Source organism: Aeromicrobium sp. SP1 (assembly GCF_055663785.1).
In genome coordinates this window covers 952,030-974,604 of record NZ_JBQVVK010000001.1, presented here as the reverse complement: position 1 = coordinate 974,604, position 22,575 = coordinate 952,030, and the positions used below count along the sequence as shown (strand labels likewise).

Genomic DNA, 22,575 nt, shown 5'->3' with positions numbered 1-22,575 from the left:
GCCATGCCCACCGCCGCAGAACTCCACCAACGCGGCAAGTCGCACATGCACGCCGGTCGGTTCGGCGCGGCGCGGCGTGATCTCCAGTCGGCACTGAGGCGGCAACCCGATCCCGAGCGCACCGCCCGGATCCTCATCACGCTCGCGCTGGTGACCGCCGAACTCGGTGACGCGGACGGCGGGCTCGACCTGTGCCGTCAGGCCCGAGAGGTCACGGACGACGCCTCCGTCATCGCCCTGGTCACGAGCCAGGAGGCGACCCTGCACCAGCGTCGCGGCAACTACCGACTGGCGCTGGAGCTCTACGGACAGTCCATCCAGGCACTCGATCCGGCGGACATCGACCGCGCGAACATGCTCAACGACCGCGGCGTGCTGCGCCTGCGACTGGGCCAGTATCCAGCCGCCGAGGCGGACTTCGTCGAGGCCGGGGCGGGCTTCGCCCGGCACGGCGACACCCTGGGCGTCGCCTCGACCCGGCACAACGAGGGGTACGCGGCGATGCGCCGGGGCAACCTCGTCAAGGCGCTGACCCTCATGGAGGCGGCTCGAGGCGACGCCGGCGGGTCCGACGTGCTGAACGCCGTGTTCGACCAGGATCGCGCCGAAGCGCTCCTGGCGGCCGGCATGCCGCGGCAGGCCGTCGCCCTGCTGACCGAGTGCGCCGCCGTCCACGCGCAGCACCACCTGCGGCAGATGCAGGCCGAGGCGGAGTTCGTCTCCGCGCGAGCGTTGCTGACGATCGACATCGCGCAGGCCCGACGCCTGGCCCGACGCGCGGCCGCGCGGTTCCGCCGGCTGGGAAGCCCGAGCTGGACCCTCCGCTCGGTCGTGATCGACCTCGTGAGCGAGGCGCTCGGCAACGACGTCCCGCCTCGATGGTTCTCCCGCGCCGACACCGTCGCGCTCGAGCTGCGCTCGTCCATGCTGTCGCACGAGGCGCAGCTGCTCGACCTGCACGCCGCACGCGTCGCGGCGCGCAGTGGACGGGCGGAGATCGCGAGGGATCGCCTGAGGCGTGGTCGGACCAACTCCCGCGACTCGCTGACCGAGCGGCTGCTCGAGCGACGCGTCAAGGCCGAGCTGAGCCTGCTCATCGGTCGGCGCCGCGATGCACTCGGCCACCTCCGCGCCGGACTCGAGCTCCTGCACGACTGGCAGGCCTCGTTCAGCAGTCTCGACCTGATGAGCTCGGTCGTCGGCCACGGACGCGAGGTCGCCACCACCGGAATCCAGCTGGCCCTCCAGGACGGCTCCCCGGGCCTGGTCTTCGAGTGGTCCGAGCGGGCCCGGGCGCTGACGACCCGCGTCGTGCCGGTCCGGCCGCCGAAGGACGACCAGGCCGCGGCGGACCTGGTCGAGATCCGGACCCTGACCGTCACCGAGCCCGAGGCCGGGACCCGCGAGGCGCGCCGGCTCGCCGAGCTGCGCGAACGCGTCCGTCAGCGGGCGTGGCTCGGTGCCGGGTCGGGCGAGGTGAACCGGATCGCCGACCTCGACGAGATCGTCGGAGCCCTCGGCTCCGACACGGCCCTCGTCAGCTACCTGTGGGACGGGCGCGACCGGGTGCACGCCCTCGTCGTCACCGACGCCGCACGGGAGGTCGTCGACCTCGGTCCGTCGGAGTCGTTGTCGCGACTCCTCGGTGGTCTGCGCGCCGACCTCGACGTGAGCGCCAGCGAACAGGGTGAGGCGATGGCCCGGGTCGTGCGCATGGGCCGCGACCGACGGCTCGCCGACGTCGCCGGCGTCCTGGTCGCTCCCCTGCTCCCGCTGCTCGGTGATCGACGGGTGGTCCTGACCCAGGCGGGAATCCTCGCGGGAGTGCCGTGGTCGATGCTGCCGGGACTGGTCGGCAGGCCGCTCACGGTCGCCTCCGCGGCGACCCGCTGGCTGGAGACCCGCGACCTCCCGGCGCCCGTGGGCATCGGCTTCGTCGCGGGCCCCGACGTGGCCCGCGCGATCGAGGAGGTCAAGCAGTCGGCGTCACGCTGGCCGAGCTCGGCGGTGCTCGTCGACGGCGACGCGACGGCTGCGGCGGTCGTGGAGCTCGCCGGCCGGGTCGACGTGCTGCACGTGTCCGCGCACGGCCGCCATGCCGCCGAGAACCCGCTGTTCTCCGGGGTGCTGCTCGACGACGGTCCGCTGTTCGGCTACGACCTGGACCAGCTCTCGGAGGTTCCCGACGTCGTGATCCTCTCGGCGTGCGAGGTCGGTCGGTCGACCCAGCGCTGGGCCGAGGAATCGCTCGGGATGGTCACCGCGTGGCTGCACGCCGGAGCTCGGTGCGTCATCGCCTCCCCTGCCGCCGTCGCCGACGACGAGGCCTGTGAGGTCCTGCAGGACGTCCACCGGCTGATGGCCTCCGGGACTCCCCCGGGCGTCGCCCTCGCCGAGGCGACCGCCGACCGGCCCACGTCCTTCGTGTGCTTCGGCGCGGGCTGGTGACGGATCGACCTACCGGTCTCGGGCCCCGGACGCCGCCAGGTCCACGACGGGCGCCAGCCAGCGCTGGTCGACTCCCCTGTCGACGCGTGCCGTCGGGGCGCCCAGCACGAGCACGGGCGCGGGGCCGAGGCCGTTGAACTCGGTCGCCGTGACGATCGAGTAGGCACCCATCGTGGGACTGACGACGAGGTCGCCGGGGCGCAGCTCCGGCAGGTCGAGGTCGCGGCCGAGGACGTCGATGCTGTCGCACGTCGGTCCCGCGAGCGTCGTGCGCACGCGCCGGCGGGTCTCCTCGGTGAGGTCGGGCGAGTTGAGCAGCATGGGCTCGATGCCCTCGAACACGAGGTTCGACCAGCTGCCGTAGACGCCGTCGTCGAGGTGCACCCAGCGCCGGCCGCCACGATCGGCCACGCCGACGACACCGGCGACCAGCGTCATCGCGTCGGCGACCACGACCCGTCCCGGCTCGGCGAGGATCTCCAGTCGCGCCGCCCGAGGCCGCAGCAACGGGTCGAGGGCCGCGCCGATCTGCTCGATCGTCACGGTCTCGGTCCGGTAGTCGACGGGGAAGCCGCCACCGATGTCGAGGACGGAGAACGCGCAGCCGTCCTCGCGCTCGAGGCGGTCCATCAGGTCGAGGGTCCGCGCGACCGCGCGCCGGAACGGCTCGACGGCGTCCAGCTGGCTGCCGACGTGGAAGCTGAAGCCGGCGACGGGCACGCCCATCGCCGTCGCGGTCCGCACGAGCCGTGCGGCCTCGTCGTGGTCGACGCCGAACTTGCTCGACAGGTCGATGGACGCCTCGGCGTTGCGGTAGGCGAGCCGGACCAGCACCCGCAGGCCGGCGGCGACTCCCGCGAGCTTGCGCAGCTCGTCGACGCTGTCGACGACGAACGTCGACACCCCGGCCGCGACGGCCTCGGCGACGTCACGCTCGCTCTTGACCGGATGGGTGTGGATCACGCGATCGGCCTCGATCCCGAGTTCCTGCAGAAGCTGCAGCTCGGAACTGCTCGCGACGTCGAACCAGCCGTCCTCGGCGTCGATCGCCGAGACGACGGCCGGGTGCGCGAGCGCCTTGAGGGCGTAGTGGAAGCGCACGTACGGCAGCGCCTCCTGCAGCCGGCGGTACTGGCGGCGCACGACCTGCGGATCGAGGACGAGCAGGGGCGTCCCGTGCTCGGCCAGCGACCGCAGCACGTCGGGCCGGATGAGCAGGTCGCGGGCCTCCTGCTCACGGCGGTACCGCAGCTCTCCCGAGACCGGCTGCGGCGTCCGCCAGCCACGGGTCCGGGTCACGAAGTAGGCGCTCGACGCGAAGCCGTAGAAGACCAGGTCGGCTGCGACCTTGCCGGCCAGCAGCCCGAACCACGTGGGACCGAACATCGTCACCGCGAGCGCCATGACGGGTGCGCGGGTCACGGTGTCGACGATCTCCGCAGGTCCGAACTCGGCGCACAGGAGCAGCGCGGTGCGCCTCAGGCTCCGCTGCTCCCGGGCGATCCCGGCGCCGATGACGCCGTAGAAGCCGACGCTCTCGGCCACGATCCCCACGAGCGCCATCGTGACGACTCCGTCGTCCCACCGGGCCACGAACAGGCACGCCCCGAGCATCGTCAGGGTCCCGGCGATCTCGGCAGGCAGGTAGCGCCGCACGAGGTGCAGCAGGACGGCGAGGGGACGCATGCCTCCGAAGAGCCGCGAAAGGGGGTGGCGATACGTGTATCTGTCGGTGCACTCTGGTCTCGTAACCGGTGCGACGCCGGGTGGTATCTCCCACTACCCGGCGTCGTTCCACGTCTACGCTCGACCCGTGACACGACCGACGGCCCTCGATGCGCTCGACGTACTCGTCTACGCCGCCGTGCTCGCGTTCTTCGTGGCCGTGTTCCCGCAGGTCATCACCGAGTCGCTGCCGCTGACGATCCTGACGGCCGTCCTGCTCAAGGTCGTGCTGGAGATCGTGCTGCACCTCAAGAAGCGCATCGTCGGGCGGGTGCGTGCGGCCTCCGACGTGCCTCGGCGGATCGGGTCGGCGGCGCTGCTCGTGCTCGTGATGCCGGGCAGCAAGCTCCTGCTGATCGAACTGACGGCACTGCTGTTCGGCGACGCCGTGAGCCTCGGCGGGTTCTGGGCCGTGACGGGGCTGGCCGTCACCCTGACCCTCGCCCGGCTGCTGGTGAGGACGCTCGCGGAGCGTCTCAGCGCAGCATCGACAGCGAGTCGTTGACCGCGGCCGCGGCGGCGCGCAGCGTGATCACGTCGGGCCCCTTGGCCAGGACGTCGCGCGAGGTCGACGGCACGATCCGGTCGAGCACTCCCCCGAACAGCCGGCGCAGGTCGTCGACCGTGCCGCCCTGGGCCCCGAACCCCGGCACGAGGATCGGCCCGTTGAAGTCGAGTGCGTCCGCGTCGATCCCGGCGACGGTCGCACCGATCACGGCGCCGTAGGAGCCCATCGGCTCGTCCGCCGCGTTGGCTGCGGACAGCTCCGCGAGGACCCGGCGACCGACGGACGTGCCGGCCGCGTCGGCGTTCTGGAACAGCGTGGCCTCGGGGTTCGACGTGAACGCGAGCACGAACAGGCCCGCGTCGTTCTTCTCCGCCGTCGCGAAGAACGGCGTCAGCGAGCCGAACCCCAGGTACGGGCTGACCGTGATCGCGTCGGCGGCCATCGGCGCATCCTCGTCGAGGTAGGCCTCGGCGTAGGCGGCGGCCGTCGAGCCGATGTCGCCACGCTTGACGTCGAGGATCGTCAGCGTGCCCGTGTGCCGCAGGTCCTGCAGCGTGCGCTCGAGGATCGCGACGCCGGCCGCGCCGAAGCGCTCGAAGAACGCCGACTGCGGCTTGACGAACGCGACCTTGCCGGCGAACGCCTCGACGCACGTGGCGGCGAACCGGTCGAGGCCGTCGAGCGAGTCGTCGAGCCCCCACTGCTCGAGCAGGTGCGCGTGCGGGTCGATGCCGACGCACAGCGGACCGTACGCCTGCATCGCCACATGGGCGCGGCTGCCGAAGCTCACCGGGACACCGCCTCGCCCCACGACTGCAGCGAGCGGACGCCGATGCTGCCGGCGATCTCGGCCTCGATGCCCTGCACCGCCGCCGCGAGCGCCTGCACGGTGGTCAGGCACGGGATGCCCTCGGCGACCGCCGCGGTGCGGATCTCGTACCCGTCGACGCGGGCGTTGGCGCCGCTGGTGAGTCCGTGCGGGGTGTTGACGATCAACTGGACGTCACGCTCGTGGATCTTCTCGACGACCGTGCTGCCTGCGGCGTCGTCCTCGTGCAGCTTGCGCAGCACCGTGGCCTTGACCCCGTTGCGCTCCAGCACCTCGGCCGTGCCGCTCGTCGCGAGGATCTCGAAGCCCAGGTCGGCCAGCCGCTTGATCGGGAAGATCATGTGCCGCTTGTCGCGGTTGGCGACCGAGACGAACACCTTGCCCGACGTGGGCAGACCGTTCGCCGCGCCGGCGGCCGACTGGCTCTTGGCGAACGCCGAGCCGAAGGTCGCGTCGATACCCATGACCTCGCCGGTCGAGCGCATCTCCGGACCCAGCAGCGTGTCGACGTAGCGACCCTCGTAGGTGCGGAACCGGTTGAACGGCATGACCGCCTCCTTGACCGCGATCGGCGCGGTCGCGGGCAGGTGGCCGCCGTCGCCCTCGGCCGGCAGGACGCCGGCCGCGCGCAGCTCGGCGATCGACTCGCCGAGCATGAGTCGGGCCGCGGCCTTGGCCAGCTGGGTCGCCGTAGCCTTGGAGACGAACGGGACGGTGCGCGAGGCGCGCGGGTTGGCCTCGAGCACGTAGACCGTGTCCGAGCTGAGCGCGAACTGGATGTTGATCAGGCCGCGCACGCCCACGCCACGGGCGATCGCCTCGGTGGAGGCGCGGATCTTGTCGATCTCGAGCCGGCCGAGCGTGATCGGCGGCAGCGCGCACGCCGAGTCGCCGGAGTGCACGCCGGCCTCCTCGATGTGCTCCATGACGCCGCCGAGGAACAGCTCCTCACCGTCGAACAGCGCATCGACGTCGATCTCGACGGCGTCGTCGAGGAACCGGTCGACCAGGACGGGACGGTCGTGCGAGACCTCGGTGGCGTTCTCGATGTAGGTCGAGAGCGACTCCTCGTCGTAGACGATCTCCATGCCGCGACCACCGAGGACGTACGACGGACGCACGAGCACGGGGTAGCCGATCTCGTCGGCGATCCGCTTGGCGCCCTCGAACGTCGTGGCGGTGCCGTGCTTGGGCGCCGGCAGACCGGCCTCGGCGAGCACTTGGCCGAACGCTCCGCGCTCCTCGGCGAGGTCGATCGCCTCGGGCTGCGTGCCGACGATCGGCACACCCGCGGCCTTGAGACCGGCGGCCAGACCGAGCGGCGTCTGACCGCCGAGCTGGACGATGACTCCGGCCACGGGGCCGGCCTGGGTCTCGGCGTTGACCACCTCGAGCACGTCCTCGAGCGTCAGCGGCTCGAAGTACAGCCGGTCGCTCGTGTCGTAGTCGGTCGAGACGGTCTCGGGGTTGCAGTTGACCATGACGGTCTCGTAGCCCGCCTCGGACAGGGCCAAGGACGCGTGGACGCACGAGTAGTCGAACTCGATGCCCTGACCGATCCGGTTCGGTCCGGAGCCGAGGATGATGACGGCCTCGCGCTCGCGCGGCTCGATCTCGGTCTCCTCGTCGTAGGACGAGTAGTGGTACGGAGTCTTCGCCGCGAACTCGGCGGCGCACGTGTCGACCGTCTTGTAGACCGGGCGGACGCCGAGGGCATGCCGCACGCCGCGCACGACGTCCTCGGACAGGCCGCGGATCCGGCCGATCTGGAGGTCGGAGAAGCCGTGCCGCTTCGCGTGCCGCAGCAGTTCGGGCGTGAGCCGGTCGGCCGCGGCCAGCTCGGCGGCGACCTCGTTGAGCAGCGCGAGCTGGTCGACGAACCACGGATCGATCTTCGTGGCGTCGAAGACCTCCTCGGGGGTCGCGCCGGCGCGCAGCGCGTCCATGACCTTCGTGAGCCGGCCGTCGTGCGGGACCGAGGCCGCGTCGAGCAGGGCCGCCTTGTCGAGGTCCTGCCACTCCTGCGTCCACCTGAAGACCGCGTCGGGGCGCTCGAGCGACCGCAGCGCCTTCTGCAGCGCCTCGGTGAAGTTGCGGCCGATCGCCATCGCCTCGCCGACGGACTTCATGTGCGTCGTGAGGGTCGGGTCGGCGGCCGGGAACTTCTCGAACGCGAACCGCGGGACCTTGACGACGACATAGTCGAGCGTGGGCTCGAAGCTGGCCGGCGTCTCGGCGGTGATGTCGTTCGGGATCTCGTCGAGGGTGTAGCCGATCGCGACCTTGGCGGCGATCTTGGCGATCGGGAAGCCGGTCGCCTTGGAGGCCAGCGCCGACGAGCGCGAGACGCGCGGGTTCATCTCGATGACGACGATGCGGCCGTCCTCGGGGTTGACCGCGAACTGGATGTTGCAGCCGCCCGTGTCGACGCCGACCTCGCGGATGACACCGATCGAGATGTCGCGCAGGCGCTGGTACTCGACGTCGGTGAGGGTCATGGCGGGCGCCACGGTGATCGAGTCACCGGTGTGCACGCCCATCGGGTCGAGGTTCTCGATCGAGCACACGATCACGACGTTGTCGGCGGTGTCGCGCATGACCTCCAGCTCGTACTCCTTCCAGCCGAGGATCGACTCCTCCAAGAGCACCTCGGTGGTCGGGCTGAGCGCCAGTCCGCTGCCGGCGATCCGGTGCAGATCGGCCTCGTTGTACGCCAGGCCGCTGCCCGAGCCGCCCATCGTGAACGACGGACGCACGACGACCGGGTAGCCGCCGAGCTCGTCGACGCCGGCGAGGCAGTCGTCCATCGAGTGGCAGATGACCGAGCGGGCCACCTCGGCGCCCCACTCGGCGGGCAGACCCTCGACGATCGCCTTGAACGTCTCGCGGTTCTCGCCCTTCTCGATCGCCTCGATGGACGCGCCGATCAGCTCGACGCCGTACTTCTCGAGGATCCCGGCCTCGTCCAGCTGCATCGCGCAGTTCAGGGCGGTCTGGCCGCCGAGGGTCGCCAGCAGCGCGTCGGGACGCTCCGCGGCGATGACCTTCTCGACGTACTCCGGGGTGATCGGCTCGACGTAGGTCGCGTCGGCGAACTCGGGGTCGGTCATGATCGTCGCCGGGTTGCTGTTGACGAGGATCACGCGGATTCCCTCGGCGCGCAGGACGCGGCAGGCCTGGGTGCCGGAGTAGTCGAACTCGCAGGCCTGGCCGATGACGATCGGGCCGGAGCCGATGACGAGAATGGACTTGATGTCGGTGCGCTTCGGCATCAGGCGTGACCTCCCTGGGTCAGGTTCGCGGATTTCGTCACGGACATGAGGTCGGCGAAGCGGTCGAAGAGGTAGCCGGCGTCGTGCGGACCCGCGGCGGCCTCCGGGTGGTACTGGACGCTGAAGCCGGGGCGCTCCCGCAGGGCGATGCCCTCGACGACGTCGTCGTTCAGGCCGACGTGCGTGACGTGGGCCGGGCCGTAGGGCGTCTCGAAGTCGGTGTCGAGCGGCGCGTCGACGGCGAAGCCGTGGTTGTGCGCCGTGATCTCGACCTTGCCCGTCGTGCGGTCCTGGACCGGCTGGTTCACGCCGCGGTGACCGTACTTGAGCTTGTACGTGCCGCGGCCGAGCGCGCGACCGAAGATCTGGTTGCCCAGGCAGATCCCGAAGTACGGGATGCCGCGGTCCAGGACGGCCCGGACCAGCGCGACCTGGTGGTCGGCCGTGCCGGGGTCGCCGGGTCCGTTCGACATGAACACGCCGTCGGGCTGCGTCGCGAGGACGTCGTCGAGCGTCGCGTCGGCGGGCAGGACGTGCACCTCGATGCCACGCTGGGCCATCAGCTTGGGGGTCATGCCCTTGATGCCGAGGTCGAGCGCGGCGACGGTGAAGCGCTTCTCGCCCACCGCGGGCACGACGTAGGCCTCGGGGACGGTGACGTCGGCGAGGTAGTTCGAGCCGGTCATCGCGGGCGCGGCCTGGACCTGCGCCAGCAGCGCTTCGGGGTCGAGGACCTCGGTGCTGATCCCGGCGCGCATCGAGCCGCGCTCGCGCAGGTGGCGGGTCAGGGCGCGGGTGTCGACGTCGCTGATGCCGACGACGCCGTGGTCGGCGAGCAGCTCGTCGAGCGTGCGGTCGGCGCGCCAGTTCGAGGACCGGCGTGCCGGATCGCGCACGACGTAGCCCTCGACCCACACCTGCCGGGACTCGAAGTCCTCGGCGTTGGCGCCCGTGTTGCCGATGTGCGGCGCCGTCATGGTGACGATCTGGCCGCGGTACGACGGGTCGGTGAGCGTCTCCTGGTAGCCGGTCATGCCGGTGTTGAAGACGATCTCGGCGATCGTCGTTCCGGTGGCGCCGTAGGAGCGGCCGCGGAACGTGCGGCCGTCCTCGAGCACGAGGATTGCTTCGGTCACTGCAGCTTTCCTTCCAGGACGGTGGGCTTGCCGGCGAGGAACGTCGCGACCACCCGGCCGGGGAGCTCCCGACCGGCGTAGGGGGTGTTGCGCGACAGGCTCGCGGTGTCGGCCGGCTCGACGGTGCGGGTGGCCGACGGGTCGTACAGGACGATGTGGGCGGGCTCGCCGACCGCGAGCGGGCGGCCGTGCGTGGCGACGCGGCCGATCCGGGCCGGGTTGGCGCTCATCGTCTCGGCCACGCGGGCCCACGTGAGGGCGCCGGTGTCGACCATCGTCTGCTGGACGATCGACAGCGCGGTCTCGAGGCCGATCATGCCGAAGGCCGCGGCCTGCCACTCGCACTCCTTGTCCTCCATGGGGTGCGGGGCGTGGTCCGTGGCGACGATGTCGATCGTGCCGTCGGCCAGGCCCTCGCGGACCGCGAGGACGTCGTCCTTGCTGCGCAGCGGCGGGTTGACCTTGAAGATCGGGTCGTAGCTGCGGACGAGCTCGTCGTCGAGCAGCAGGTGGTGCGGCGTGACCTCGGCCGTGACGTCGATGCCGCGGCTCTTGGCCCAGCGCACGATCTCGACCGAGCCGCGCGTCGACAGGTGGCACACGTGCAGGCGCGACCCGACGTGCTCGGCCAGCAGCACGTCGCGGGCGATGATCGCCTCCTCGGCAACGGCGGGCCAGCCGGTGAGGCCGAGCTCGCCTGACAGCGGGCCCTCGTTCATCTGGGCACCCTCGGTCAGCCGGGGCTCCTGCGCGTGCTGGGCGACGACCCCGTCGAACGCCTTGACGTACTCCAGGGCGCGGCGCATCAGGACGGCGTCGCTGACGCACTTGCCGTCGTCGCTGAAGACCCGGACCTGGGCGGCGGAGTCCGCCATCGCGCCGAGTTCGGCGAGCCGCTCCCCCGCCAGACCGACGGTGACGGCGCCGATCGGCTGGACGTCGGCGTAGCCGTGCTCGCGGCCGAGCCGCCAGACCTGCTCGACGACGCCGGCCGTGTCGGCGACGGGCTCGGTGTTGGCCATCGCGAAGACGCACGTGAACCCGCCCCGGGCGGCGGCCTGCGTGCCGGTCAGGACGGTCTCGGCGTCCTCGCGTCCGGGCTCGCGCAGGTGCGTGTGCAGGTCGACGAGGCCCGGCAGGGCGATCAGGCCGTCGGCGTCGACGGTCTCGTCGCCGGTCAGGCCGGTGCCGATCTGCGTGATGACGCCGTCCTCGATCAGGATGTCGGCGACGTCCTCGCCGAGGATGCGGGCGTTCGTGATGACCGTGCTCATGCGTTCTCCTCCTCGGTGGCGCCGCCCAGCAGCAGGTACAGCACCGCCATGCGGACGGCCACACCGTTGGTGACCTGTTCGACGATGACCGATCGGACGCTGTCGGCGACGTCGGCGTTGATCTCCATGCCACGGTTCATCGGGCCGGGATGCATGACGATCGCGTGCTCGGGCATCCGGTTCATCCGGGCCACGTCCAGGCCGTAGCGGCGGCTGTACTCGCGGGCGCTGGGGAAGAACGAGGCGTTCATCCGCTCGCGCTGGACCCGCAGCATCATGACCGCGTCCGCCTTCTCCAGTGCGGAGTCGAAGTCGTAGGAGGTCTCGACCGGCCACGTCTCGACGCCGACCGGCAGCAGCGTCGGCGGGGCGACGAGCGTGACGTTCGCGCCGAGCGTGTGGAGCAGCAGCGCGTTCGACCGGGCGACCCGGCTGTGCAGGACATCGCCCACGATCGTGACGTTCTTGCCCTCGAGGTCGCCCAGGCGCGAGCGCATGGTGAAGGCGTCGAGCAGGGCCTGCGTGGGGTGCTCGTGGGTGCCGTCGCCGGCGTTGACCACGGCGCCCTTGGTCCACTCGGAGGTGGCGAGGCGGTGCGGGGCGCCGGAGGCGTGGTGGCGGATCACGACCGCGTCGGCGCCCATCGCCTGCAGGGTCAGCGCGGTGTCCTTGAGGCTCTCGCCCTTGCTGACGCTGGAGCCCTTGGCGCTGAAGTTGATGACGTCGGCCGACAGGCGCTTGGCCGCCGCCTCGAAGCTGATCCGGGTGCGGGTCGAGTCCTCGAAGAACAGGTTGACGATCGTGCGCCCGCGCAGGGTGGGCAGCTTCTTGATCGGCCGCTTGGCGACGCTGAGCAGCTCCTCGGCGGTGTCGAGGATCCTGGTCGCCTCGTCGCGGCTGAGGTCGCCGGCGCTGAGCAGGTGCTTCACGCGACTCCTCCTTCGATGCTCACGGAGTCGTCGCCGCCGTCGTGCGCGGCGAGCCGCACGCGGACCTTCTCGGCGAGCGACGTCGGCAGGTTCTTGCCGACGAAGTCGGCGCGGATGGGCAGCTCGCGGTGGCCCCGGTCGACCAGCACGGCCAGCTGCACGGCCTTGGGCCGGCCCAGGTCGCCGAGCGCGTCCAGCGCGGCCCGGATCGTGCGGCCGCTCATCAGGACGTCGTCGACGAGCACGACCACGCGGCCGTCGATGTCGTCGGGGACGTCGGTGTGCTCGAGGGCCCGCGGGGCCTTCATCCGCAGGTCGTCGCGGTACATCGTGACGTCGAGCGAGCCCGCCGTGACCGGCGTGCCCTCGACCTCGGTGAGCTTCGCGGCGATCCGCTGGGCGAGGTCGACGCCTCGGGTGGGGATCCCCAGGATCAGCAGCGAGGAGGCGTCGCGATTCTTCTCGAGGATCTCGTGGGTGATGCGCGTCAACGCGCGGGAGATGTCAGTGCCGTCCATGACGGTCCGGGACATCGCAGATGCAGGCATGCTCATGCCTCACCCCCTTCTCCGCCTCACGGGACGGTGGTTAAAGGATGGTTCGGACCGAGGTTATCAGTCGGGCTCGGGTGACCGGGAGGCGGTTGACTGTCTCCATGGCCACCCGACTGCTGCTCATCGCCGACACACACGTGCCCAAGCGGGCCCGGGAGTTGCCCGAGCAGGTGTGGGACGCGGTCGAGGCGGCGGACGTGGTCATCCACGCCGGCGACTGGGTCGACGTCAGCCTGCTCGACGAACTCGAGTCACGCTCACGGGAACTCGTCGCCGTGTACGGCAACAACGACCACGGAGTCCTGCGCGAGCGCCTCCCCGAGGTCGCCCGTACCGAGATCGAGGGCCTGCGCATCGCCGTCGTCCACGAGACCGGTGCGGCGCAGGGCCGCGAGGAGCGCTGTGCCGCCCTCTACCCCGACGACGACGTGCTCGTCTTCGGCCACAGCCACATCCCCTGGGACACGACCGCCGTCTCGGGGCTGCGCCTGCTGAACCCCGGCTCCCTCACCGATCGTCGGCGTCAGCCGTTCTGCACGTACATGACGGCGGTCGTGGACGCGGGAACGATCAGCGAGCTCGTCCTGCACGAGCTGCCGCCGAGGACACGCGGTCAGCGGTAGACGATCCGACCGCTGCCCTGGCACGTCGGACAGACGTGCACGACGGGTGCCGGCTGCGGCGCCGGCGCGGGCACGGCAGGAGGCGCGAACACCGGCTGGGGCTCGTCGCCCAGCGCCGTGAGTGGGTCGTCACCGCCCGCGGTCTTGGCCGCCCGGAGCGCCGCCATCAGCCGATCCGAACGCTGCGCCGCCGCCCATTGGTCCGGCGGAAGGGCCTCCGGGGTCGCTGCCGGCGCCGCGGCCAACTGCCGGACCCCCGCCGCGACGTCGGCGATGCCCTGGGCCCCCGCGACGACGCCCGCATTCACGGCGTTCGCCACGTGCGCATTGCGATGCGTCGCGTCCAGCTGCGCCTGGGCGAGCGCGGCCAATGCCTGTTGGCGCGCTCCCTCGTTGGGAACCTGCGGATACGCATTCGGGCTCTGCCTGAGCTGGTCCAGGGCGTCCGCCACTCCCGCCAGGCCGCCGAGGCCCCCGGCCAAGGAGTTGTTGACGGCCTCGTTCACCTGCTGCTGACGCCTGAGCGACTTCTCCTGGGCCGTCGTCATCTTCGCCAGGAGTTCTGTGAGTCGATCGGTCACGCTGCCTCCCGTACTCGTCGGTGTCGTAAGCGTCCACCCGCCCACGTGGTGACGCAATAGCCCGAACGGCCCGACAATGAGGTCATGGAGCGCGGATCAGGCGCGCCCGTCGAGTTCCGGCTCTGGCCGCCGGTGGCGATCGGTGCGCCGCTGGTCGTCGGCTGGTTGGCCACGGTGACGTGGGGAGACCCGGTGGAGTTCGGTGAGCAGTGGCGCGCACCGCTCGGGTGGGCTCTGGTGCTCTTCTTCGCCGCCTGGAACGGCTGGTCGCTGTGGCTGTTCAACCGGCACGAGACCGGACTCCTGCCCGGTCAGGAGACGCTCGCGCTCATCGAGGAGGGTCCGTTTCGGCTCTCGCGCAATCCGCTGTACGTCGGCCTGCTCGCGCTCTACCTCGGACTCGCGCTGCTGGCCCCGACGTTCTGGGGTCTGGTGCTCTTCCCGTGCGCGGTGCTGCTCGTCCTGTGGGGTGCGATCCTGCCCGAGGAGCGCTTCCTGCACGAGCGGTTCGGTGCACCGTACGACGACTATGCGCGCCGGGTGCGGCGCTGGCTGTGAGCCCGCCGCCTCGCCCCTGCGTCAGTTGATGATCTCGGCGCGCTCGGACTCGAGCACGGCGAGGCGCTCGCGCCAGGCCTGGAGCGCCTCGGGGGTGAGGCGAGGCCAGTCGGTGACCTCGCGGACGACCCGGAGCGGGTCGCGGCTGCGGTAGGACCGCGTCGGGTTGCCGGGGAACTTCTTGTCGGTCACGTTCGGGTCGTTCTCGAAGTCCCCCACCGGCTCCACGACGTAGACGCGCGGCTCCCGGTCGCCGGGAGCGAGCTCCGCAGCCAGCCCGGCGCCCGCGACGAGCGCGGTGAAGTAGATGTGGTTCATCACGATTTCGGGACGGTAGTTCGAGCGGAAACCCGCCGTGAGGAGGTCGCCCTCCCGCAGGTCGGCCTTCGTGCCATGGAAGAACGGTCCCTCGTCCAGTGCCTCGCTCACCCGACCAGCCTAGGTCGCCCGGTGTGCATGTCGACACGGCGTCGCTGCGGCGCAGATGATCGCGGTGCGGCCGATGGGTCGGCGTGATGGGTTTCTGTCGGTGGGGCTCACTAGATTGGGTGCATGGGTTCGGGGGTCGTGGCGGCGACGTGCGAGATCGTGCGTCGGGTGCGGGCGCAGGCGGAGTTCGCCGAGTGGGCGTTCGTCGCGAACCGTCACGCCGCACAGGTGGGGAAGATCGACCGGACCGACGAGATCGTGCTGTCCAAGGAGTTGGCGCGTCGCGAGGTGACGCTCGATCTGGCGCAGGCGTTGCACGTCAGCGAGAACCGGATCTGGGCGATGGTCCACGAGGCCGAGACGATCCACGAACGGACACCCTCGGTCTGGGATGCGTTCCGGGCCGGGGATCTGGACGCGGACCGGGTCGCGGCGATCGCGCAGACCGCCGCCCGACTCGCCCGACGCGAGTCCTGGACCCTGCTGGAGCACAGCGCTCCGGAGTACGCCGCGACGCACACGGTCGCCGAACTGCGATCCTGGCTGCGCCGGTTCCGGGCCCGGATCGAACCCGACGAGGTCGCTGTCGAGACGACGAAGGCCGTCGAGGACCGCAGGGTGTCGGTGACCCACAACGATGACGGCACCAGCTGGTTGAACGCGCTACTGCCCACCGGGGTCGCGATCGCCGTCGCTGACCGACTCCGCCGCGCCGCGAAAGCACTGCCCAAGCACGATCCGGAGACCGGGGAGCGGGATCGGCGGACCCGCGACCAGAAGCAGGCCGACCTGATCGGCCACTGGCTGACCTCCTGCACCGGCACCGCGACCGACATTCGTGCCGAGATCGCCATCAGCATCGCCGCGACCGACCTGATCGGGCTGACCGACGGACCGGGGATCACCCGTGACGGCGACGAAGCCGTCACCGCCGACTGGGTCCGCGAACTCGCCGAGTCCGAACACACCGTGCTCCGACGACTCGTCCTCGACCCCGTCGGACAGGTCCTCGACACCACCGTTCTGGCCTACCGACCACCCGAATCACTCAGACAAGCGCTCCGCTGGAGAGACGGCACCTGCCGCGTCACCGGCTGCCGAGCCCCCGTCCACGACACCGACCTCGACCACGCCAAGGCCTACGACTCCGGCGGCCAGACCACCGGCAGCAACCTCAGATGCCTGTGCCGAAAGCACCACAACATGAAGAGCCACGGCCACCTCGACGACCGCCACCTCGACACACGTGTCCTGCACACCGAGCGCTACCTGCCGCGCCCGCCGATCATCATCGAACTCGATCTCGTCGACCCGAATCGGGCCGCGTGACCTCGATCAGGTTTGCCGGGTGTGCACGTCGCCGCATCTCGGTAGCGTGCGGAGCATGCCCATCAAACTCGAGAACGTCGGCATCGCGGTGCGCGACATCGAAGCGACGATCGCCTTCTTCACCGACCTCGGGCTCACGGTCCTCGGCCGGGACACCGTGAGCGGCGAGTGGGCCGACACGGCGGTGGACCTCGACGGCAATCACGCCAAGATCGCCATGCTCCAGACACCGGACGGTCACGGTCGACTGGAGCTCTTCGAGTACATCCATCCCGACGCCATCGACACCAAGCCCACCCGGCCGAACGAGATCGGCATGCACCGGGTGGCCTTCTCCGTCGACGACATCGACGAGGCTCTCCGGATCGCCGCGCGGCACGGATGCCACCCGCTCCGTGGGGTGGCGACCTACGAGGACATCTACAAGCTCACGTACGTCCGTGGGCCGAGCGGCATCATCGTGATGCTCGCCCAGGAGCTGCAGGGTCGATGATTGTCATGCCGGCGACCTTCGCCCGGTCGAAGGCCGGCAGCAGGACCGCGGCGTCGTCCAGGCCGATGGTGCGCTCGATGAGGCGCTCGGGCTGCAGCGCGCCCTGCTCGATCAGCGCCAGCATCCCCGGGTAGTCCGCGGCCGCCATGCCGTGACTACCGAGCAGGTCGAGCTCCCACCCGATGACCCGCTCCATCGGGACACGCGGGTGCCCTTCGACAGCCGGGAGCAGGCCCACCTGGGCGAGCCGACCACGGCGGCGGAGGCCGAGGATCGCCTCGGCGCAGGTCTGCTCGCTGCCGACGGCGTCGATCGCGACGTGACTGCCACCGCCGGTGAGCTCAGCGACCGCCCCGGGAAGGTCCCGACCGTCGGCGAGCAGGGTGTGCTCGGCACCGAGGTTCGCGGCGACGGCGAGCGCCTCGGGGTTCCGGTCGACGGCGATGACCCGGGCGCCGAGCGCTCGGGCGATCATGACCGAGCTCAGTCCCACTCCCCCGGCGCCCACCACCGTGACCCACTCGCCCTCGGTGACGCGGGCACGGCCGACGAGGGCGCGGTACGCGGTCGCGAACCGGCAGCCCAGGGCGGCTGCGGTGCCGAACTCGACCGACTCCGGGATCCGCACGAGGTTGGTGTCCGCGGCGTGCACGACCACGAGTTCGGCGAACGAGCCCCAGTAGGTGAAGCCGGGCTGCTCCTGGTCGGGACAGACCTGCGCGTCACCGGCGAGGCACCACTGGCACGTCCCGCAGCCGGCGACGAACGGGACCGTGACGCGGTCGCCGACCTTCCACCGGGTCACTCCGGGACCGATCTCCACCAGTTCGCCGGCCAACTCATGGCCCGGCACGTGGGGAAAGACGACGCCGTCGTCATGGCCGGCCCACGCGTGCCAGTCGCTGCGGCACAGGCCCGTCGCGACCACCCGGACGACGACGCCACCGTCGGGTGCGATCGGCTCGGGGACGTCTCGGACGACCGGCTGGGCTCGAGCAGCGTCGAGGACGAGTGCGCGCATCCGGTCACCTTTGCACGTGGAGGGCTCTCGTCAGCACCGGGATCATCATGGTCGCAGCCACGAGGTGCAGTGCGACGAGCGTGATCGCGGTTGCGGCGTTCGCGCCGACCACCAGCGGCGGCACCAGCGAGGCCACCGCAAGGGGGACGGTGATGCCCACGAACCACTTTGCCGGGTCGGCGCTCCAGCGAGCCAGCATCACCGCGATGGCGACGCCCACCAGCGAGAGGACGCTCGTCACGGTGGTGAACCCGCCCAGCGGGATGGCCTCGCCACCCTCGGGGATCTCGAAGTCAACGCCTGCCGACCTCGCGAGAGCGGCACCCACCGTGATCGCGGCTGCCGCGGCAACCGTCGCCGCCAGTCCCGTGACGGCCACCCGGCCGAGGCTCGGCCGAGCGGTCTGCACCACGCGGCTCACGACGCCGCCTCCAGACGCTCGGGCAGCCCCAGCCGGGGGAACTGGTCGGCGTGGAACGTGATGATCTCGGAGATCCGCCCGCACTCGATCCGCAGGACGTCGACCGTCAGCGGAAGGTACGCGTTCTCCTGCTCCTGCCAGTGGTAGGCGGCGACGGCCGGTTGCCGGTTGACGGCGGCGGGGACGACGCGCAGGCCCGTCATGCTCTCGAAGCCGCTCTCCACCCAGTCGTTGACCACCACGTCGCGGCCGACGTTGAGCCCCGGAGTGGGCGGCATCGAGCAGCGGACGTCGTCGCGCAGCATCGTCGCGATCGCATCGATGTCCGTGGCGACGCACGCATCGGTGTACCGCCGCACGAGGTCACGCGTCGCGGTGTCGTCCGCGCCTCCGGTCCAGTCCTGCCGTTGCGCGGGCAGGTGCTCGCGCAGCCCCGCGCGGGCCCGCTGGAGCGCGCTGTTCACGGAGTTCACGGAGTCGCCGAGGAGCTCCGCGACATCCTTCGCCGGCCAGCCGACGACGTCCCGCAGGATGAGTACGGCTCGCGGTCGCGGCGCCAGGTGTTGGACGGCCACGAGGTAGGCCAACTCGATCGTCTCCCGCGCGAGGGCGACGGCCTCCGGCGTCTCCGCGTCGTCCGCGGGCAGCTCGTCGAGCAGTCGGTCCGGGTAGGGCTGCAGCCAGGGCACCTCGCCCCCGCTCGCCGGCTCGGGACGTCTCTTGGCGAGCAGGTCGAGGCAGGCGTTCGTGGCGATCCGGTACAGCCAGGCCCGGAAGGTGGACCTGCCCTCGTACGTCTCACGGCGCCGCCACGCCCGCAGGAACGTCTCCTGCACGGCGTCCTCGGCATCCTCGAACGAGCCGAGCATCCGGTAGCAGTGCACGTGCAGCTCGCGCCGGTGCGGCTCGGTCATCGCGGCGAACTCCGGTTCGTCGACCATCGTCTCCGTGCTCATCTGTTCAGTCTCCTCCGTCGTGGACCCTTCACCCGTAAGACGGGACGGGGCGCCAGAACTCATCACCGTGGACGCGGATGAGCCCCGGGGGCGAGCGATGTCACGCCCCCGGTGGCGTCACCCCGACCCCGATGGAGGTACCTTGGTGAGGCTGGCCTAACGTGATCGTCGGCAAAATCTCAGTCGTGAGGCGGCAGAAGTGATCGGTACGTTCCTGATCGGCCTGCGCGAGGGCCTGGAGGCCTCGCTGGTCGTCGGCATCCTCATCGCGTACGTCCGCAAGATCGGCCGCGACGACGTCATCCCGCGGATCTGGGCGGGCGTGGCGCTGGCCGTGCTGCTCTCCCTCGGCCTCGGCGCGGTCCTCACGTTCGGCACGTACGGCCTGACGTTCAAGGCGCAGGAGATCATCGGCGGCACGATGTCGATCCTGGCCGTCGCCCTCGTCACGTGGATGATCTTCTGGATGGCCCGCACGGCCAAGGGCCTCAAGGGCGAGCTGGAGCACCAGATCGACGTCCGGCTCGACGGTCCCGGCATGGGTCTGGTGATCATCGGCTTCGTCGCGGTCGCGCGCGAGGGACTCGAGACCGCACTGTTCCTGTGGAGCGCGGTCCAGTCCAGCGGCGACGCTCCCCTCGCGTGGGTCGGAGCCGTCCTCGGACTGCTCGCCGCGGTCGCCCTCGGCTGGGCGATCTACCGCGGCATGGTCCGCATCAACCTCGCGACGTTCTTCACCTGGACGGGCGCCCTCCTGATCGTCGTCGCCGCCGGCATCCTCGCGTACGCCGTGCACGACCTGCAGGAGGCCGGCGTGCTGCCTGGCCCGTGGACCTCCGGTGGCGGCGCCTGGACCGGCGCCGAGGCCTGGGCGTTCCAGCTCAGCGGAACGATCGACCCGTCCGGTCTGCTCGCCGCCCTGCTCAAGGGCACGATCGGCTTCAGCCCCGACATGACGAAGCTCGAGCTCGTCGTGTGGGCCACCTACCTCATCACCGTCGGCACCGCGTACTGGCGCGTCGTCACCCGCACCCCCGAAGGAGCCCGTCCATGACCCCTCGCTCGCGCACCGCTGCGCTCGCGCTCGCCGCCGTCACCGCGACGTTCGGTCTCGGCGCCTGCGTCAAGAACAGCGACGCCGACGACGACAAGGCCATCACGGTGAGCAGCTCGAGCGACGCCTGCGACGTGTCGACCGGCAAGGCCGCCAGCGGGACGATCAACTTCCAGGTCAAGAACGACGGCGACAAGGTCACGGAGTTCTACCTGCTCGCCGACGACAAGCTGCAGATCATCGGCGAGGTCGAGAACATCGCCCCCGGCACGACGCGCGACCTGACCGTCCAGGCGCAGCCGGGCACGTACTACACCGAGTGCAAGCCCGGCATGGTCGGCGACGGCGTCGGCAACGCGGCGTTCACGGTCACCGGCGACTCCGTCAAGGTCGACGAGAGCGACCAGCAGGCCACCGACGCGGCGGTCGCCTCGTACACGGCGTACACGAAGGACCAGGTCGGCGAGCTCGTCACGAACGTGGAGGCGTTCGTCGACGCGTACGAGTCCGGAGACGACGAGAAGGCGCGCGCGCTGTTCCCGATCACGCGCATCAACTACGAGCGCATCGAGCCGACCGCGGAGCAGTTCGGCGACCTCGACCCGAAGATCGACTACCGCAAGCCCGGTGCCGAGGCCGAGGGCATCCCGTTCACCGGCTTCCACCGCATCGAGATGGACCTGTGGCTCGACGAGGCGCGCAAGAACTACCCCGACGAGGACCTGACGGCCCTCGACGAGGCCGGCCGCAAGGAGGTCGGCGACCAGCTGGAGTCCGACGTGCAGGCGCTCTACGAGAAGGTCCACGCGAAGGACTTCGTGCTGACGGTCGGCGACATCACGAACGGCGCGATCGGCCTGCTCGACGAGGTCGCCGCCCCCGACGGCAAGCTGCCCGGCGAGGAGGACGAGTTCAGCCACACCGACCTGTACGACTTCAACGCCAACGTCGAGGGCGCCAAGGTCGCGTACGAGTCCGTGCACGACATCGCCGAGAGCAAGGGCGCCGAGGGCGAGCAGCTCGTCACCGACCTCGACAAGCAGTTCGCCGCGATGTTCGCCCTGCTGAAGACCTACGGCGACTACGAGAAGGGTTTCGTCTCCTACGACACCGTCGCGCAGGAGCAGCGCAACGAGCTCGGCGCCCAGCTGAACGCCCTCTCCGAGCCGCTGTCGCAGCTCACGCACACGGTGCTCGGCGTCTCGGCGTCATGAAGCGACGTGAGGCGCTCGGGCTCCTGGGAGCCGGAGCCGTCGGCGTGGCGGGGGGCTTCGCCGCGAAGGCCGCACTCGACGCGAGCGAGGAGAAGTCCGAGGTCGTGTCGTTCCACGGCACGCACCAGGCCGGGATCACGACCTCGATGCAGGAGCACCTGTACTTCGCCGCGTTCGACATGACCTCGTCGGCGACCCGCGACGACCTCCAGGCGCTGCTGGAGGACTGGACGGACGCCGCGGCACGCCTCACGCGCGGCGAGGAGGTCTCCCCCGAGGGCGCGACCGGCGGCGGCCCGTACAAGCCGCCGGACGACACCGGGGAGGCCCTCGACCTGTCGGCGAACTCCCTCACGATCACGTTCGGGTTCGGGCCCACCCTGTTCGACGACCGGTTCTCGCTCGCGAGTCGCAAGCCCGCCGAACTGGCCGAGTTGCCGTCGTTCGCGTTCGACCTGCTCGAGGACCGCTTCAGCGGCGGGGACCTGTGCATCCAGGCCTGCGCCGACGACCCCCAGGTCGCGGTCCACGCGATCCGCAACCTCTCGCGGATCGCGTTCGGGCGCGCCCAGATCCGGTGGACGCAGCTCGGCTACGGCCGGACGTCCTCGACCTCGGACGCTCAGGTCACGCCGCGGAACCTGTTCGGCTTCAAGGACGGCACCGCGAACATCTTCAGCAACCAGACGCAGGACCTCGACCGTTGGGTCTGGGCCGACGACGCGGATCAGCCGTGGATGGCCGCCGGCAGTTTCCTCGTGGCCCGCAAGATCCTCATGACGATCGAGTCGTGGGACCGCACCCGGCTGGAGGAGCAGGAGGCCATCATCGGCCGCGACAAGGGCGAGGGGGCCCCGCTGTCCGGCGGGACCGAGTTCACCGAGCCCGACTTCGACGTCGTGTCCACCGCCGCCGGCGGCCCGGCGATCCCGGTCACCGCGCACGTGCGGCTCGCCCATCCGGACGCCAACCACGGGCAACGGCTGCTGCGGCGCGGCTACAACTTCGTCGAGGGCAACAACGACCTCGGCCAGATCAACGCGGGCCTGTTCTTCCTCGCCTTCGGGCGCTCGCCGCAGCAGTTCATCGACATCCAGCGCTCGCTGTCCACGGACGCCATGAACGAGTACATCCGCCACATCGGCTCGGCGATCTTCGCGATCCCCGGCGGCATCCGTGCCGGCGAGTCCGTCGGGGCGGGTCTGTTCGCCTGACCCGAGG

At 70.8% G+C, this 22,575-nt stretch carries 21 protein-coding genes; 9 read left to right on the top strand and 12 right to left on the bottom strand.

The genetic code is table 11. From position 1 onward, the window contains the following. Positions 1 to 3 precede the first annotated feature (3 nt). The gene (locus ACT26F_RS04790) at positions 4 to 2,448 is read left to right on the top strand and encodes a CHAT domain-containing protein (protein WP_471669351.1); all 2,445 of its coding nucleotides are present in this window, start codon (positions 4 to 6) and stop codon (positions 2,446 to 2,448) included. A gap of 9 nt (positions 2,449 to 2,457) precedes the next feature. On the opposite strand, the gene ACT26F_RS04785 is transcribed toward ACT26F_RS04790, so the two are convergent. Then, positions 2,458 to 4,134 carry a type III PLP-dependent enzyme gene (locus tag ACT26F_RS04785; protein ID WP_471669350.1) on the bottom strand — a complete coding sequence of 559 codons (1,677 nt, stop codon included), beginning with the start codon at positions 4,132 to 4,134 and terminating at the stop codon, positions 2,458 to 2,460. Positions 4,135 to 4,261: 127 nt separating this feature from the next. On the opposite strand from ACT26F_RS04785, the gene ACT26F_RS04780 reads away from it, so the two are divergent. Then, positions 4,262 to 4,678 (top strand): hypothetical protein, encoded by a 417-nt coding sequence (locus ACT26F_RS04780; RefSeq protein WP_471669349.1) that lies wholly within the window; start codon positions 4,262 to 4,264, stop codon positions 4,676 to 4,678. Here ACT26F_RS04780 and pyrF read toward each other — a convergent pair. Genes pyrF through pyrR form a run of 6 tightly spaced genes read right to left on the bottom strand, consistent with a single transcriptional unit; the run spans position 4,650 to position 12,675 of the window. Beyond that, positions 4,650 to 5,471: an orotidine-5'-phosphate decarboxylase gene (gene pyrF / locus ACT26F_RS04775; protein WP_471669348.1), complete on the bottom strand. Its 822-nt coding sequence runs from the start codon at positions 5,469 to 5,471 to the stop codon at positions 4,650 to 4,652. The two genes, ACT26F_RS04780 and pyrF, sit on opposite strands and share 29 nt — an antisense overlap. Then, entirely contained in the window at positions 5,468 to 8,782 is a 3,315-nt protein-coding gene (carB, locus tag ACT26F_RS04770; protein WP_471669347.1) for a carbamoyl-phosphate synthase large subunit, read from the bottom strand. Before carB ends, pyrF begins: the two co-directional genes overlap by 4 nt. Next, positions 8,782 to 9,918 (bottom strand): glutamine-hydrolyzing carbamoyl-phosphate synthase small subunit, encoded by a 1,137-nt coding sequence (gene carA / locus ACT26F_RS04765; protein ID WP_471669346.1) that lies wholly within the window; start codon positions 9,916 to 9,918, stop codon positions 8,782 to 8,784. Before carA ends, carB begins: the two co-directional genes overlap by 1 nt. Beyond that, a complete protein-coding gene (locus ACT26F_RS04760) occupies positions 9,915 to 11,192 on the bottom strand; it encodes a dihydroorotase (RefSeq protein WP_471669345.1) in 1,278 nt (425 codons plus the stop codon). Before ACT26F_RS04760 ends, carA begins: the two co-directional genes overlap by 4 nt. Further along, positions 11,189 to 12,121 (bottom strand): aspartate carbamoyltransferase catalytic subunit, encoded by a 933-nt coding sequence (locus tag ACT26F_RS04755; RefSeq protein WP_471669344.1) that lies wholly within the window; start codon positions 12,119 to 12,121, stop codon positions 11,189 to 11,191. The genes ACT26F_RS04760 and ACT26F_RS04755 overlap by 4 nt, the downstream gene beginning before the upstream one ends. Beyond that, a complete protein-coding gene (gene pyrR / locus ACT26F_RS04750; protein WP_471669343.1) occupies positions 12,118 to 12,675 on the bottom strand; it encodes a bifunctional pyr operon transcriptional regulator/uracil phosphoribosyltransferase PyrR in 558 nt (185 codons plus the stop codon). Before pyrR ends, ACT26F_RS04755 begins: the two co-directional genes overlap by 4 nt. 101 nt (positions 12,676 to 12,776) lie before the next feature. Between pyrR and ACT26F_RS04745 the strand changes: the two genes are divergently transcribed. Next, on the top strand, positions 12,777 to 13,298 hold the full coding sequence (locus tag ACT26F_RS04745) for a metallophosphoesterase family protein (RefSeq protein WP_471669342.1): 522 nt from the start codon (positions 12,777 to 12,779) through the stop codon (positions 13,296 to 13,298). On the opposite strand, the gene ACT26F_RS04740 is transcribed toward ACT26F_RS04745, so the two are convergent. Then, entirely contained in the window at positions 13,289 to 13,879 is a 591-nt protein-coding gene (locus ACT26F_RS04740; RefSeq protein ID WP_471669341.1) for a hypothetical protein, read from the bottom strand. The two genes, ACT26F_RS04745 and ACT26F_RS04740, sit on opposite strands and share 10 nt — an antisense overlap. 84 nt (positions 13,880 to 13,963) lie before the next feature. On the opposite strand from ACT26F_RS04740, the gene ACT26F_RS04735 reads away from it, so the two are divergent. Further along, complete coding sequence (locus ACT26F_RS04735; protein ID WP_471669340.1) at positions 13,964 to 14,437, top strand: methyltransferase family protein; 474 nt, start codon at positions 13,964 to 13,966, stop codon at positions 14,435 to 14,437. Between the two features lie 21 nt (positions 14,438 to 14,458). On the opposite strand, the gene arr is transcribed toward ACT26F_RS04735, so the two are convergent. After that, the gene (gene arr, locus ACT26F_RS04730) at positions 14,459 to 14,866 is read right to left on the bottom strand and encodes an NAD(+)--rifampin ADP-ribosyltransferase (protein ID WP_471669339.1); all 408 of its coding nucleotides are present in this window, start codon (positions 14,864 to 14,866) and stop codon (positions 14,459 to 14,461) included. 123 nt (positions 14,867 to 14,989) lie between these two features. On the opposite strand from arr, the gene ACT26F_RS04725 reads away from it, so the two are divergent. Together ACT26F_RS04725 and ACT26F_RS04720 are read left to right on the top strand one after the other, a co-directional pair. Continuing rightward, positions 14,990 to 16,195 carry an HNH endonuclease signature motif containing protein gene (locus ACT26F_RS04725; RefSeq protein WP_471669338.1) on the top strand — a complete coding sequence of 402 codons (1,206 nt, stop codon included), beginning with the start codon at positions 14,990 to 14,992 and terminating at the stop codon, positions 16,193 to 16,195. A gap of 55 nt (positions 16,196 to 16,250) precedes the next feature. Beyond that, the gene (locus ACT26F_RS04720) at positions 16,251 to 16,688 is read left to right on the top strand and encodes a VOC family protein (RefSeq protein WP_471669337.1); all 438 of its coding nucleotides are present in this window, start codon (positions 16,251 to 16,253) and stop codon (positions 16,686 to 16,688) included. On the opposite strand, the gene ACT26F_RS04715 is transcribed toward ACT26F_RS04720, so the two are convergent. The 3 genes from ACT26F_RS04715 to ACT26F_RS04705 are packed head-to-tail and all read right to left on the bottom strand — an operon-like array spanning position 16,651 to position 19,149. After that, complete coding sequence (locus ACT26F_RS04715) at positions 16,651 to 17,709, bottom strand: alcohol dehydrogenase catalytic domain-containing protein (protein WP_471669336.1); 1,059 nt, start codon at positions 17,707 to 17,709, stop codon at positions 16,651 to 16,653. The genes ACT26F_RS04720 and ACT26F_RS04715 overlap by 38 nt on opposite strands. A gap of 4 nt (positions 17,710 to 17,713) precedes the next feature. After that, positions 17,714 to 18,130 carry a DUF6069 family protein gene (locus ACT26F_RS04710; protein WP_471669335.1) on the bottom strand — a complete coding sequence of 139 codons (417 nt, stop codon included), beginning with the start codon at positions 18,128 to 18,130 and terminating at the stop codon, positions 17,714 to 17,716. Then, a complete protein-coding gene (locus tag ACT26F_RS04705; protein WP_471669334.1) occupies positions 18,127 to 19,149 on the bottom strand; it encodes an RNA polymerase subunit sigma-70 in 1,023 nt (340 codons plus the stop codon). The genes ACT26F_RS04710 and ACT26F_RS04705 overlap by 4 nt, the downstream gene beginning before the upstream one ends. A gap of 136 nt (positions 19,150 to 19,285) precedes the next feature. Between ACT26F_RS04705 and efeU the strand changes: the two genes are divergently transcribed. Genes efeU through efeB form a run of 3 tightly spaced genes read left to right on the top strand, consistent with a single transcriptional unit; the run spans position 19,286 to position 22,568 of the window. Continuing rightward, positions 19,286 to 20,140 (top strand): iron uptake transporter permease EfeU, encoded by an 855-nt coding sequence (efeU, locus tag ACT26F_RS04700; protein WP_471669333.1) that lies wholly within the window; start codon positions 19,286 to 19,288, stop codon positions 20,138 to 20,140. After that, the gene (gene efeO, locus ACT26F_RS04695) at positions 20,137 to 21,354 is read left to right on the top strand and encodes an iron uptake system protein EfeO (RefSeq protein WP_471669332.1); all 1,218 of its coding nucleotides are present in this window, start codon (positions 20,137 to 20,139) and stop codon (positions 21,352 to 21,354) included. The genes efeU and efeO overlap by 4 nt, the downstream gene beginning before the upstream one ends. After that, positions 21,351 to 22,568 (top strand): iron uptake transporter deferrochelatase/peroxidase subunit, encoded by a 1,218-nt coding sequence (gene efeB / locus ACT26F_RS04690; protein ID WP_471669331.1) that lies wholly within the window; start codon positions 21,351 to 21,353, stop codon positions 22,566 to 22,568. The genes efeO and efeB overlap by 4 nt, the downstream gene beginning before the upstream one ends. Positions 22,569 to 22,575: the final 7 nt, after the last annotated feature.

Bases quoted from the DNA above. Each gene is read 5' to 3' on its own strand.
- ACT26F_RS04790 (WP_471669351.1), top strand. From the start codon at position 4: ATGCCCACCGCCGCAGAACTCCACCAACGCGGCAAGTCGCACATGCAC.
- ACT26F_RS04785 (WP_471669350.1), bottom strand. From the start codon at position 4,134: ATGCGTCCCCTCGCCGTCCTGCTGCACCTCGTGCGGCGCTACCTGCCT.
- carB (WP_471669347.1), bottom strand. From the start codon at position 8,782: ATGCCGAAGCGCACCGACATCAAGTCCATTCTCGTCATCGGCTCCGGC.
- ACT26F_RS04760 (WP_471669345.1), bottom strand. From the start codon at position 11,192: ATGAGCACGGTCATCACGAACGCCCGCATCCTCGGCGAGGACGTCGCC.
- pyrR (WP_471669343.1), bottom strand. From the start codon at position 12,675: ATGAGCATGCCTGCATCTGCGATGTCCCGGACCGTCATGGACGGCACT.
- ACT26F_RS04745 (WP_471669342.1), top strand. From the start codon at position 12,777: ATGGCCACCCGACTGCTGCTCATCGCCGACACACACGTGCCCAAGCGG.
- ACT26F_RS04735 (WP_471669340.1), top strand. From the start codon at position 13,964: ATGGAGCGCGGATCAGGCGCGCCCGTCGAGTTCCGGCTCTGGCCGCCG.
- ACT26F_RS04725 (WP_471669338.1), top strand. From the start codon at position 14,990: ATGGGTTCGGGGGTCGTGGCGGCGACGTGCGAGATCGTGCGTCGGGTG.
- ACT26F_RS04720 (WP_471669337.1), top strand. From the start codon at position 16,251: ATGCCCATCAAACTCGAGAACGTCGGCATCGCGGTGCGCGACATCGAA.
- ACT26F_RS04715 (WP_471669336.1), bottom strand. From the start codon at position 17,709: ATGCGCGCACTCGTCCTCGACGCTGCTCGAGCCCAGCCGGTCGTCCGA.
- ACT26F_RS04705 (WP_471669334.1), bottom strand. From the start codon at position 19,149: ATGAGTTCTGGCGCCCCGTCCCGTCTTACGGGTGAAGGGTCCACGACG.
- efeO (WP_471669332.1), top strand. From the start codon at position 20,137: ATGACCCCTCGCTCGCGCACCGCTGCGCTCGCGCTCGCCGCCGTCACC.
- efeB (WP_471669331.1), top strand. From the start codon at position 21,351: ATGAAGCGACGTGAGGCGCTCGGGCTCCTGGGAGCCGGAGCCGTCGGC.